Source organism: Halobellus ruber, assembly GCF_014212355.1.
Taxonomy (GTDB): Archaea; Halobacteriota; Halobacteria; order Halobacteriales; family Haloferacaceae; genus Haloquadratum; species Haloquadratum rubrum.
Genome location: NZ_JACKXD010000006.1, coordinates 231,909 through 243,508 on the forward strand (window position 1 = coordinate 231,909; position 11,600 = coordinate 243,508).

At 66.6% G+C, this 11,600-nt stretch carries 11 protein-coding genes and 1 pseudogene; 5 read left to right on the forward strand and 7 right to left on the reverse strand.

Annotated elements, in window-relative coordinates:
* Positions 1–3: 3 nt before the first annotated feature.
* Entirely contained in the window at positions 4–480 is a 477-nt protein-coding gene (locus H5V44_RS15795; RefSeq protein ID WP_185194094.1) for an adenylyltransferase/cytidyltransferase family protein, read from the reverse strand.
* Positions 477–989, reverse strand: a complete 513-nt coding sequence (locus tag H5V44_RS15800) for a Mov34/MPN/PAD-1 family protein (RefSeq protein ID WP_185194095.1) — start codon at positions 987–989, stop codon at positions 477–479. Before H5V44_RS15800 ends, H5V44_RS15795 begins: the two co-directional genes overlap by 4 nt.
* A 102-nt stretch (positions 990–1,091) precedes the next feature.
* Between H5V44_RS15800 and H5V44_RS15805 the strand changes: the two genes are divergently transcribed.
* The 3 genes from H5V44_RS15805 to H5V44_RS15815 all read left to right on the forward strand — a co-directional run bounded on the left by H5V44_RS15805 (position 1,092) and on the right by H5V44_RS15815 (position 4,161).
* Positions 1,092–1,634, forward strand: coding sequence for a hypothetical protein (locus tag H5V44_RS15805; protein WP_185194096.1), 543 nt, complete (start codon positions 1,092–1,094; stop codon positions 1,632–1,634).
* A gap of 11 nt (positions 1,635–1,645) precedes the next feature.
* Positions 1,646–2,158 carry a hypothetical protein gene (locus tag H5V44_RS15810; protein WP_185194097.1) on the forward strand — a complete coding sequence of 171 codons (513 nt, stop codon included), beginning with the start codon at positions 1,646–1,648 and terminating at the stop codon, positions 2,156–2,158.
* A gap of 77 nt (positions 2,159–2,235) precedes the next feature.
* On the forward strand, positions 2,236–4,161 hold the full coding sequence (locus H5V44_RS15815) for a DHH family phosphoesterase (RefSeq protein ID WP_185194098.1): 1,926 nt from the start codon (positions 2,236–2,238) through the stop codon (positions 4,159–4,161).
* Between the two features lie 7 nt (positions 4,162–4,168).
* Here the strand turns inward: H5V44_RS15815 and H5V44_RS15820 are convergent, their stop codons facing one another.
* Entirely contained in the window at positions 4,169–5,857 is a 1,689-nt protein-coding gene (locus H5V44_RS15820) for a phospholipase D-like domain-containing protein (protein ID WP_343067773.1), read from the reverse strand.
* A gap of 84 nt (positions 5,858–5,941) precedes the next feature.
* Positions 5,942–7,264: a HEAT repeat domain-containing protein gene (locus H5V44_RS15825; RefSeq protein ID WP_185194099.1), complete on the reverse strand. Its 1,323-nt coding sequence runs from the start codon at positions 7,262–7,264 to the stop codon at positions 5,942–5,944.
* 96 nt (positions 7,265–7,360) lie between these two features.
* Between H5V44_RS15825 and H5V44_RS18210 the strand changes: the two are divergent.
* Positions 7,361–8,125: pseudogene (locus tag H5V44_RS18210) on the forward strand (class I SAM-dependent methyltransferase).
* Between the two features lie 16 nt (positions 8,126–8,141).
* Here H5V44_RS18210 and surE read toward each other — a convergent pair.
* From surE to H5V44_RS15845, 3 genes are all read right to left on the reverse strand, one after another.
* Complete coding sequence (surE, locus tag H5V44_RS15835) at positions 8,142–8,945, reverse strand: 5'/3'-nucleotidase SurE (RefSeq protein WP_185194100.1); 804 nt, start codon at positions 8,943–8,945, stop codon at positions 8,142–8,144.
* A gap of 391 nt (positions 8,946–9,336) precedes the next feature.
* Positions 9,337–9,936: a hypothetical protein gene (locus H5V44_RS15840; protein ID WP_246404042.1), complete on the reverse strand. Its 600-nt coding sequence runs from the start codon at positions 9,934–9,936 to the stop codon at positions 9,337–9,339.
* A gap of 369 nt (positions 9,937–10,305) precedes the next feature.
* Entirely contained in the window at positions 10,306–11,109 is an 804-nt protein-coding gene (locus H5V44_RS15845; protein ID WP_185194102.1) for an arylamine N-acetyltransferase family protein, read from the reverse strand.
* Between the two features lie 108 nt (positions 11,110–11,217).
* Here H5V44_RS15845 and H5V44_RS15850 point away from each other — a divergent pair, with 108 nt between their 5' ends.
* A complete protein-coding gene (locus H5V44_RS15850; RefSeq protein WP_185194103.1) occupies positions 11,218–11,436 on the forward strand; it encodes a hypothetical protein in 219 nt (72 codons plus the stop codon).
* The last annotated feature ends 164 nt before the right edge of the window (positions 11,437–11,600 follow it).

An 11,600-nucleotide genomic window follows, 5' to 3' on the forward strand; every position in this document is an offset into this window, starting at 1 on the left:
ACGCTAGTCCGGCCCGGAGGCTGCTCCGTCCGCGGCCGCGCTGCTGTCCGTCCCCCGCTCCGCGATGATCCGGTCGACGATCCGCCCGGTCGAGAGGAGTTCGTCGTCGTACTTCTGCTCCCGCGCCGACGCCCGGGTCACCTCGCAGTCGATTCCCCGGGCGTCGAGCGCGCCGCGGACGGCGTCGGCGTCGTGATGCTGGTCGTGACCCAACACGATCACGTCGGGGTCTATCCGCTCGATCGGCACGAAGATGTCCTCGGGGTGGCCGAGGTGGGCCTTGGTCACGACGTCGAGGGCGTCGACGACGTCGCGGCGCTGCCGTCCGTCGAGGACGGGCCCCTGTTTGTGGGTGACGTTGTCCCGACGTGCGACGATAACGTGGAGTTCGTCGCCCAGTTCCGCGGCCTCGGAGAGGTAGTGGACGTGGCCCGGATGGACGAGGTCGAACGTGCCCTGGGCGACCACCCGGCGGGTCACCGCTCGGACCCTCCGGCGTAGCCGCCGCCCGTGTAGTCGATGTCGAGGTCGGCCTCGGTGAAGTCGAAGAAGTCCTCGGGGTCCGGGAGGTCGACGTCGAGGACGTCGAGGCTCCGAACGTCGCCGTCCTGGTCGAACGCCCGCCAGTCGTCCGGTCCGTAGGGATGCCCCAGGATGATGTGGACCGTCCCGTTGCCGAAGGTGTCGAGGTCGGCGTCGCTGGGGCGGAGGACGCCGTTCGGGTGTGAGTGGATCGACCCCACGGTCCGGCGGTCGTTCGGGACCATATTGGAGTCGACGGTGGCGCTCATCGGGTTCGAGCGGGTGCCGGGGACGATCAGCACCTCGGTGATCACGGTCCCGGAGCGGTCGAGATCGAAGTTGCGGGCGGCCTCCCCGCGGAGAAAGCCCATATACTCGTCGGGGTGTGACTCCTGGGAGGCCTCCCGCGCGAAGTCGAGGGCGTCGGCGGCGATGCCGATGACCTCACTCGACCGGAAGAGTCGCATATTCGACTCACAGGTTCGTCGCCTTCTAAGCGTTCCGGTCGGCCGGATCGAGGCGGCCGGTATGCGGAACATATAATCTGTCCTCCTCAGTACGTCACACAAATGCTCGGCGAAGCGATGGTCCGGCTCGGAGCGGCCCTGTCGCACGTTCTGCTCTATCAGATCTGTCCGCGGCGTGTGCTCGGTCCGCAGGCCGACTACTGGGACGTCCTCCGGTACCGATCGATCGGGGTCACCAGCCGCCTGCTCGGGTGGGCGGTACACACCGACCGGCCGATCCGCGACGAGGAGTTCGCCGGGGTGTTTCCCGCGCCTCCAGAGGAAGTCGAGCGAGTTCTCTGGAAACGGGGGTTTCACCGGAACCCCGTCGCCGCGGTGAAAACGCGGAAGGGAACGCCCGAGATCGGCTCGTGGGTCCGCCGCGCGGACTCGCGAGCGAGGCGGCAGTTACATGTGATGCTCTTCCGGCGGTCGGACGGCCGGCGTGGCGTGGACGTCTACGCCCACGAGGAGTTCTCCTGTCTGAACCCGGCCGTCGCCGTCCGGCACTACCGGGGGATCGACCAGCGGGCGGCAGTGGGCGTCAGGCGAGCGAGGGAGCTCCTCCCGCTCGTGCAACCGGGCGACGGGGGCGGCGTCGACTGAGGGAGCGTAGCATGGCACTCGGTCTCCCGGCGGGGCTGTTCAACGTCCTCTTGGGCGCTCTGATCACCATCGCGAGCACGCTGGTGGCGTGGGCCGGACTGCACTGGAACCAGCGGCGGGTCGACCGGGATCGGACGAGACGCGCCGTGGTACACGAGGTCAACCACATCGCCGACAACGTCGCGGAGCTGATCGATCTCGAATCCGGTGCGGTGCTCGAACCCGAGGTCGACCGGATCGTGGTCACGCTCTCGCCCGATACTCTCGATGACGACCTCCGACAGGTCAACAAGCTCACGTCGCCGGAGGTGCGGCGGATCTACGAGTTCTACGAGCTGACCCGCGTGCTCCGGCGGAAGCTCGACGGACGGAGCGGCGACGAGGTCGGTGGGGAGGACGTGCGAGCGGTCGCCAACGAGATCGTCGAGAAGCGCGACGAGATCGACCGGATTATCAAGCGTAGCCGGCTCTCCCTGTTCACCGAGTGGTACAAGGAGCGTGACCGGCGACTCCGGAACCGGTGACGAACGTCGACCTGGGGGGGTCCGCCGCCCGGCCCCGATTGTAAAGTCTTAACCCCGGCGCTCCACAGTTTACGGGTATGACACCCGATACCGCCGGGGATTCCGGCGGCGAGGCGGCTCCGGGTTCGGAGTCGGACTCGCGACCTGTCGTCTACGATCTGGCACCGGACTGTACCGTCGAAGACGTCGACGTCGGCGCCAACTACCACGCCGTGGTCAACGGCGTCGTCGAGTACGGGATCTTCGTCGACATCTCCGACGAGGTCTCGGGGCTCGTCCACGAGTCGAACCTCGATCGGTCCTACGAGGTCGACGACCGGCTAACGGTCACCCTGACGGAGATCAGGGAGAACGGCGACCTCGCGTTCGACGTGTTCAGCGCGTCGACCTACCGGACCGTCGTGGTCGATCACGAACCCGAGCTCACGCCGATCGAGGACCTGGACGTCGGCGACGAGGTCCACGTCGAAGGGCAGGTCGCCCAGATCAAACAGACCGGCGGGCCGACGGTCTTCCGCGTCGCCGACGAGACCGGGATCGTCTCCGCGACGGCGTTCCGCGAGGCCGGCGTCCGCGCGTTTCCCGCGATCGAACTCGACGACGTCGTCCGGATCGGCGGCAGCGTCGAGTCCCACGAGGGCACACTCCAGATCGAGGTCGACTCGATGGCCCGCCTCGACGGCGACGACGCCGCTGAGACCCGCCAGCGGCTGGACGCCGCCATAGGAGAGCGGGCCGAGCCCGCGGCGGTCGAGCCGCTGGTCGAGTGGCCGGCGTTCGAGAAGCTCCGCGAGGACCTCCGGGACCTCGCCCGACTGCTCCGGCGGACCGTCCTCGAGGGGCGCCCGATCCGCGTTCGTCATCACGCCGACGGCGACGGGATGTGCGCGTCGGTGCCGGTCCAGCTGGCGCTCTCGAACTTCATCGAGTCGGTCCACGACGACGACGAGGCCTCCCGCCACCTTATCAAGCGGCTCCCCTCGAAGGCGCCGTACTACGAGATGGAGGACGTCACCCGCGATCTGAACTTCGCCCTCGAGGGGCAGGCGCGACACGGCCAGCGGCTCCCCTTCCTCCTGATGCTCGACAACGGGTCGACCGAGGAGGACGTCCCCGCCTACGAGAACCTCACCTATTACGATATGCCGATCGCGGTCGTCGACCACCACCACCCCGACCCGGAAGCGGTCGAGGACCTGCTTGCGGCCCACGTCAACCCCTACCTCTACGACGAGGACTACCGGATCACCACCGGGATGATGTGCGTCGAACTCGCGCGGATGATCGACCCCGGCGTGACCGACGACCTCCGGCACGTGCCCGCGGTCGCCGGGCTCGCGGACCGCTCGAAGGCCGAGGTGATGGAGGAGTTCATCGCGCTTGCCGAATCCGAGGGGTACGACCGCGCCCGCCTCCTCGACGTCGGCGAGGCCTTGGACTACGCCGCCCACTGGCTCCGTTACAATGACGGCCAGTCGCTGGTCAACGACGTGCTGAACGTCGGCTGCGACGACGAGGACCGCCACCACGAACTCGTGGACTTCCTCGCCACCCGCGCCGAGCGCGACGTGGAGCGACAGATGGACGCCGCGGCGTCGCATCTCGACCACGAACGGCTCGATTCCGGGGCGCACCTCTACACCGTCGACCTCGACGAGTGGGCCCACCGCTTCACCTACCCCGCGCCGGGGAAGACCACCGGAAAGCTCCACGACCGGCAGGTCAAAGAGCACGGCGAGCCCGTGATTACCATCGGCTACGGCCCCGACTTCGCGGTACTTCGCTCCGACGGCGTCCGGCTCGACATCCCACGGATGGTCTCGGAACTCAACGAGGAGATCGTCGGCGGCGGCGTCTCCGGCGGCGGCCACCTCGTGGTCGGGTCGATCAAGTTCGTGAAGGGGATGCGCGAGGACGTGATCGACAGCCTGATCGAGAAGATGGCCGACGCCGAGCTCGACGCGGAACTCACCTCGCAGGCGGCCGTCGATACCGAGCTGTAGCGGCCCGCTACTCGGTTTCGAGCCCGATGTCGAACTCGACCGTCTGCCGGAGCACGAACCCCGCCAGCACGACCGCCGCGAGCCCGCCCGCAGCGAGGGTCGCGTGGACCCGCCAGTCGGCGACGGCGCCGGCCCCGCCGCCGGCTGCGGCCGCCCAGTCGGCCTCGAAGGTCCGGCCGTAGTACGACGCCGGCTCGTCGCCGTAGAGCGCGACGACGACCTCCCGGTTCTCCCTTGCCGAGTGGCGGTTCCAGTTGAGGCTCCCCAGAAGCACGGTCCGCCCGTCGATCACGGCGCCCTTCGCGTGGACCTTCTCGAAGCGTCCCGAGGGTCGGGCGATCCGGGCTTCGATCGGGAGGCCGCGGTCGCGGAGCTGTTCGACGCGGTCGACCAGCGCGCGGTTCGATTCCCTGTCGTACCACGCATTCGAGAGGAGGATCCGAACCTCGACGCCACGTTCGGCGGCGGCCACGAGCGACTCGAAGTACGGTCCCGAGGGGTCGAGTCGGGGCGAGATCACGTCGACGCTGTCGTTTGCGGCCGCGATCGCCCGCCGCATCCCGCCGCCGGCATTGCCGGGAGCAGTCAACACCCGGACCCGCTCGACGTCGACGGACGACGGCTCGAACGCGGCGTCGTACGACCCCGAGGCGGGGTCGGCCTCGACGAACGTCGCGTTCTGCCGCCGGTCGCGCCACCGGATCGCGTCGGGTCCCTCGGCGTCGTGTTCGAACACCGATGCGAGTGCGTCGGCGGTCCGCGAGGAGTCGATCCGGACGCCCCACCCGCGGCTGCTCCGGCCGCCAGTGCCCGCGGGCTTCCAGTTCTCGGTCAGGACCAGGGCCTCGCCGTCGGCGACCGCGTACTTCGGGTGGTGGTACGAAAAGCGGGCGTGGGGGCCGTCGAGCAGGCGGACGTCGACGCCGCCCGCCGCGAGCCGGTCGAGCTGCTCGCGCTGCCGCGTCGTCATCCCGCCGATCGGGCCGCCGTCGAGCAGCACCCGGACCCGAACGCCCCGGTCGACGGCGGAAAGCAGTGCATCGGCGACTCGGGCCGAGGCGAAGGTGTAGCCCGCAAGCAGGATCCGGCGGTCCGCGCCCCGGAGGGTCTCCAGTGGGACCCCCGGCGCGTCGGGGAGCACGAACGCGGTGGCGGTTGCGGATCCGGTCGCGACGGGCTCCCGCGGGGTGAGGCCGCGGGGGGTCCAGCGGCCGGTGGTCGCGTTGAGCCGTTCACCCTCCTCTGTTGTCTCGTACGCAACCCGGTCGACGGCGGTCCCGTTCCTGCGGAGCACCAACTGCTCGCCGCCGTTGCCGAGCCAGAGGTCGGCCGCAGCCACCGGCACGTCGACGAGGTTCCGGGTCGCGTTCGGGGTCGCCGAGAGCGCGACGGGGCCGTCGGGCGGGACCGACACCCGCGTTTCGCCGTCCGACAGCGACAGGTTCGACCCGTCCGCGGGGTCGACGACGACGTACTCGCCGGTGTCACCGTCTGCGACGGGGTCCGGGAAGACGGCGACGACGTGCGGCCCGTGGTGTGGGGTTGCGGCCGCGCCGGTATCCGCTCTGTCGCCCGCGACCGGCGGCACCGAAGCGAGCGACGCGCACACGACGAGCGCAACACACGCAAACCGGAGCACGTAGCGTGCCACGGACTCGACGGCTCGCGCGTCTCCATCGGCGACTCCCCGGAACACGGGGCGTTTGGCCGCCCGATCGCATTTGAACCTCCGGGGCAAGCGGGCCGGGAGCAGGCGAGCGGCAGCCCGGCGTTACCGACCCTACGCGGCCGGGGCTTCGGCGTCGGCGTCGCCGTCTTCGAGCGCCTCGGCGGCGAGTTCGGCCTCGTGTTGGACGAGATACGAGCGTTCGTCTGTGTACGCCGCGGCGGCTTCCAGCGCGGCCTCGGTTCCGATCTGTCGGAGTGCCCACGCCGCGGCGGCGCGGACGGTCTCGACGTCGTCGGATTCGAGGGTTCCCGCAAGCGGGTCGATCGCGCGGGTGTCGCCGATCAGCCCGAGCGCGCGGGCGGCGTACGGCCGGACGTTGTCGTTGTCCATCTCGAGTTTGTTCGCGAGCGCCTGCGTGGCCTCCGGGGAGCCGATCTCGCCGAGCGCGCGGAACGTCACCTTCTGGAGCCCGGGGTCGGAGTCGGCGTCGACGTACTCGATCAGGGTCTCGACGGCGTCATCCGCGCCCGATCCCATCCGACCCAGCGCCTCGATCGCCTTCTTGTTCCGGCGCTGGGCGAGTTGGTGCATCTCGTCGAAGGCGTCGGGGTTCGCCATCCGGATCAGCGCGTCCATACAGTGACCCTGCATGAACTCCGACTGGAGCTTCTCCTTTGCGAGCAGGATCATATCGACGCGGCCACGGCTCTCCCACTCCTTCAGGGCCGACAGCTCCGGCGGGAAGTCCTTGTAGTGGCCGAGCACGTCGTAGAACCCCTCGGCCATCAGCTGCTCGTTGACTTCGAGGTCGTCCCACTCCTGGGCGTCCTCCAGACCCGACTCGAGCCCGTCGGTCGCGCCGAGCAACGCGGCGATCGTCTTCGCGTTGTCGTCGGGATCCAAGTCCGCGTCCTCGACTGCGGCGACGGCGTCGTCGAGCGTGGCGGCGAGCGCCTCCGTGTCCGCCGGGTCGTCGGCGTCCTCCCCCCCGCCCACGTCGGTTCCGAGCACCTCGTCGACCTCGTCGGTGAAGGCCGTGACGGCGTCGGCGACCTCGTGGCGGCCCTGTTCGGTCCACCGCGTCCCGGCGATCGTCCCGCTCGCGGATTCGATGGCATCGGTCACGTCCGCCGCGTACGGGCCGCGCTTGGCTTCGAGGTCGTCCCGGAGGTCGGAGACGCGTGATTCGAGCGTCTCCCGGGGATCCTCGTCCTCGTCGTCGGGGACGGGGAGGTCGGCACCCTCGAGAGCCGTCGCGACCTCGTCGAGGGCGGCTTCCACGCCGTCCAACTCCGCTTCCGTCTCCGCGTCCCCGAGGTCGGCCTCGACCCCGTCGAGACGGTCGTTAAGGGTATCGGGCGTCGCGTCTGTCGGCTCGTCGGACCCCGCCGTCCCGTCGGATTCGGCGGCGCTCTCGTCGTCCCCGTCGCTCATACCCCGAAGTCCGTCCCTACCCGAAAAGAGCGTTTCCCTTCGGCTCTCCGCGTCCGAACGGGGGAAGTTTGCCCCGGTGACTCCACCGCGGGAACGATGACGGGTCAACCGGACGACCGCAACGACTGGGACTCCGCGGCGCACGACGGCTCCCACTCGTTCGTCTACGAGTACGGCACGGATGTGGTCGACCTGCTCAACCCCCAGCCCGACGAACGGATCCTGGATCTCGGCTGTGGCACCGGCCCCCCGACCGCCCGGATCGCCGACGCGGTCGGGGTCGACCGACCCGCGGAGATGATCGAGACCGCGCGGGAGACCTACCCTGATCGGGAGTTCCGGCAGGGCAGCGCCCGCGACTTCGCGGTCGAGGAGCCGTTCGACGCGGTGTTCTCGAACGCGGTGCTCCACCGGATCGACGACCGGGCGGCGGTGCTTCGGTGGGTCGCGGACGCACTCCGGCCTGGCGGTGGGTTCGTCGCGGAACTCGGCGGGACCGCCACCGTTTGACGCCGTCGGCGCCGAACTCGCCCGTCGCGGGTACGAGCCCCCCGAGGATCCCCGGTACTTTCCCACGGTCGGCGAACACGCGACGGCGCTGGAAGTCGCGTGCTTCGAGGTCCGCTCCGCCACCCTCTTCGACCGGCCGACCGAACTCGACGACGGCGAGGCGGGATGGCGGACTGGCTCGGGATGTTCGCCGACCGGCTGCTCGGAGCGGTCCACGAGAACCGCCGGTCGGACGTGATCGCGGGAGTCGAGGAACGACTCCGCGACGACCCCGAGAACGGAACCCGGGCGGCGGACTACCGGCGGCTTCGGTTCGTTGCGGTGTGGCATCCCGACCAGCGGTCCGGATAGCCGCCCGGGGGCCGTCTCAGACCGTCTCCGGGTACGCCGCCGCGAGGCCGTCGAGCGCCTCGTGGCCCTCGCTGGTGTGTGGCGCGGTCAGCGGCGAGACCGACACCCGGCCCTCGACGACCGCGCGCCGGTCGGTCCCCTCGGGGTCCTCGATATCGCCGGTGCGCATCCGCTCCCAGATCCCGTCTTCGAGGATGATCCGTCCGTTCCCGTCGTGTTCGGCGGTCATATCGTACAGCGTCGACGGGCGGGTGATCTCGATCGGCGCGGGCGGGTCGCCGGCGTCGGCCAGCGGGGCGTTGATGTTCAGGTAGCCGGTTCGCTCGAAGACGCCCGCATCCAGCGCGTGCCGCAGGAGATACGACGTCGCACGGGTTGCGTTCCGGAAGTCCGATGACTCCGTGGCCTGCTCCTGCCAGGGGACGTCGCCGCCGCCGGGCACGTACAGCGAGGTCGCGATCGCGGGGACGCCGAAGAACGCCGACTCGACGGCGGCGCTGACAGTCCCCGACCGGCCGAGGACGTAGGCGCCGAGGTTCGCTCCCTTGTTGCAGCCGGCGACGACCGCGTCAACCTCCGGACAGAGCACCTCTAAGCCGGCGACAACGCAGTCCGCGGGCGTCCCCGCGATCGCGTACCCGAGTTCGTGTTCGCGGACCGCGGCGTCGGTCGACAGCTGTCGTCCTACGGCACTTTGGTCGTCGACCGGTGCGACCGCGGTCACGTCGGCCCACTCGGCGAGTGCATCGTACAGCGCTCGGAACCCGACGGCGTCGATCCCGTCGTCGTTGGTGAGGAGGACGGAAAGGGAGTCGGTCATACAGCCTCCAGTCGCGGCGGGTGGAAGTAGCTTTTCCACCGAGCTTTTGCTGCGCTCCCTTCGGTCGCTGGCAAAAGCTCGGCCAAAAGCGCGGCGTCGGCCCCTTCGGGGCCTCCTTGGCCCGCTCGCTCCCTGCGGTCGCTCGCGGTACAGTCAGGGCGTAATAGAAGAGTTCCCACGGTGTTTATTTCACGTTCTCACGGCTGATTAAGCCGTAAGACCCTGTATGCGAATGTACCGCTGATATTTTATCGGATTGTATTGATGTGCATAGCGGCGTGCTGAATACAACGCGCGACTCGGTAACCCATTTTGATAGATCCCGGTACGTTACACGAGGGATATATCGAACCCAGAAACCGATACAGCCATACGAACGAGGGCAGGCCAGTCAGGCGTTTTCTACCGTTGAGGGCGGTCCAGAACGGCCGCCGTACACGCTAATCACGTAGCAGAGGGCACGCCCCAGAACGAAGCCGCACAGAGCAATCGGAATTCCGAACCCGACTGCAAGGAGGCTCGCCACTCCCACAGCCTCGGGAAGCGAAACGACGTCGCTTCCCCACGAGTAGGTGACGGTCGTTCCGTACCGGGTGACACCTGCACCGAAAACGGGCGCACTCACTAAGACACTTGTCGGGAGCAGGCCTGAATTGACGGCCGCGCTGATCGCGCCAATTACAAGCAGACCACCGATTGCGAGGAAAATGGCCAGTGACGGATCAGTTCCGAACCACGTTCCGCGAACCCACGCGGTCAGCGTGTGATAACCGACTGTTGAGCCGACCAACCAAGCCGTCCCGAGGGCCAGAACCGGCGACAGGAGCGTAACGAGAAGCGAAACATCACGATGTTGTCCCAGAAGGGCTACCCGGAACGGTCCGACCACGAACTGCCTGACAGGCCCGGAGAGGAAAGCACCCACTCTGTCATACACGGTGACACACAGCGACCGGAAACTGTGAGCGAACCGTCGGAGGACACGCCACATTACCCAAACAGCCGAACGCGTAACGCCGGTTAATCGCCTGCACGCCACCACTATGAACACAGCCGTCTGGCTAACCGCTGTTCGAAGGGAGGGGGGACCAGATAACATAAATACTCGTTCTGGTGGGTTTCGATTAAGTGTTATGTTCACTTGTTAGGCGGTTCTCTCGTTGACGACTATCCGGGAGGGGCAGAATCGGCTGGTGCAGGTACACTCCGTATCTCGCACCTCGCTATTGACAGAAACTAAGGAGATCCTGTGAGCGCTGCTGAATACACAGCGCGTATCTTGCACTGGCGCATGAACGATCTGCAAATAATAAGTCTCAGCAGGCGAGAGTGTTTACACTCCCCAAAGCGTTCCCACCGTCTACACTGAGGGATACCGGATGCCAAATTCTTCATCAAGTAACGTTCTCCACTCTTGTTCAGAGATTGAGCGCTCGTGCTGATCGCTACCGGCCACTTCGACGAACGAATCGGGAGTGAGTGTTTTGTGTCCACGATCTGTTACCATTGTGACGAGTACCCAATCAGTAAAAGTCGCATCTGGCGAGCGCTGATGATACTCGCAAGCCGGTTCGAAATAGTCCATCCCTCTCGGTTCAGTTCGGAAAATGAACCACTCGGTCCATTCATCGTCGGTCCCGTTGAGGCCTCTATATTGTGCAACGTAGTCAGCGTCATTGCGATCAGTCTCAACGAGCCGCCACGCGCCTTCTGGATCTTCACGCACTGTTCCGTCAAGCGGAAGTGGATGTCTGATGACCTCTCCGCCGAACCCGACATCCACTATATACGGCTTATCCAGTGAAACAAGTAGCGGCTGATGCCCACCCGGAGGCCCGTAGCTCCCGTCTTCTGGTGAAATGACTCGTGCGGCCAATCGTTCGACATCGAACCCACACTGATCTAACAACCATCCAAAGAGTCCGTTGAGTTCATAACAGATTCCGCCGCGGTGATGCTCCACAATTCTGTCGTATATATCGGCCATATCTAACGAAACGCCGTCAGGAGAACGATCCTCGAACGGATACCCGGCGACAGCCATTGTTTCAAAAGGGACCGTGGTGAGATGGGCCTGTTGGAGTCGTTCAACAGTCGACACATCTGTTTCGGTCACGTCAGATGGATCAAGACCGATTCTGGAGAGATATTTCTCCGTATTCATACAACCCATTTACAAATACATTAGTGTAAGTGTTTCTCGGCGATGATTAGACATATATTATTAAACTACGCTCGAAAACGATTATTCTGTCATTGTTCTATCTTACTGATGCCCCGGCGGCGGCCCGACGATCTCGATGCCGTGGTCGGGGGCGACTTCACGGACGCGCTCAATCGCTTCCTCGGACGGCGGTGGCGACGGGACTGTCTCGTCGTCCGTCGGTTCGCCAGCGGCAGCCACGAACTCGTCGAACCCGGCCGGGGAGTTCGAAACGAGCACTACCGACGGCTCGTCTGCGACGAGCGCGTGCGGTTCACCTCTGGGTAGGACCACAGTCCCACCGGCTGTTACCTCCTGGGTGGTTTCGCCGGTCGTGTTAAGTTAAGCGTGAAGAGTGAGGCGTGCTGATTTCTGAGTGATCTATGCCCGAAATCACACGCCTCAGCGACGGTAGCGACTGGATCGAATTAGATTTTGTGGAGCGTCAGCGG

Coding starts and splice junctions, on each gene's coding strand:
- H5V44_RS15800 (WP_185194095.1), bottom strand. CDS start 989: ATGCGACTCTTCCGGTCGAGTGAGGTCATCGGCATCGCCGCCGACGCC.
- H5V44_RS15805 (WP_185194096.1), top strand. CDS start 1,092: ATGCTCGGCGAAGCGATGGTCCGGCTCGGAGCGGCCCTGTCGCACGTT.
- H5V44_RS15810 (WP_185194097.1), top strand. CDS start 1,646: ATGGCACTCGGTCTCCCGGCGGGGCTGTTCAACGTCCTCTTGGGCGCT.
- H5V44_RS15815 (WP_185194098.1), top strand. CDS start 2,236: ATGACACCCGATACCGCCGGGGATTCCGGCGGCGAGGCGGCTCCGGGT.
- H5V44_RS15825 (WP_185194099.1), bottom strand. CDS start 7,264: ATGAGCGACGGGGACGACGAGAGCGCCGCCGAATCCGACGGGACGGCG.
- surE (WP_185194100.1), bottom strand. CDS start 8,945: ATGACCGACTCCCTTTCCGTCCTCCTCACCAACGACGACGGGATCGAC.
- H5V44_RS15840 (WP_246404042.1), bottom strand. CDS start 9,936: ATGTGGCGTGTCCTCCGACGGTTCGCTCACAGTTTCCGGTCGCTGTGT.
- H5V44_RS15845 (WP_185194102.1), bottom strand. CDS start 11,109: ATGAATACGGAGAAATATCTCTCCAGAATCGGTCTTGATCCATCTGAC.
- H5V44_RS15850 (WP_185194103.1), top strand. CDS start 11,218: ATGCCCCGGCGGCGGCCCGACGATCTCGATGCCGTGGTCGGGGGCGAC.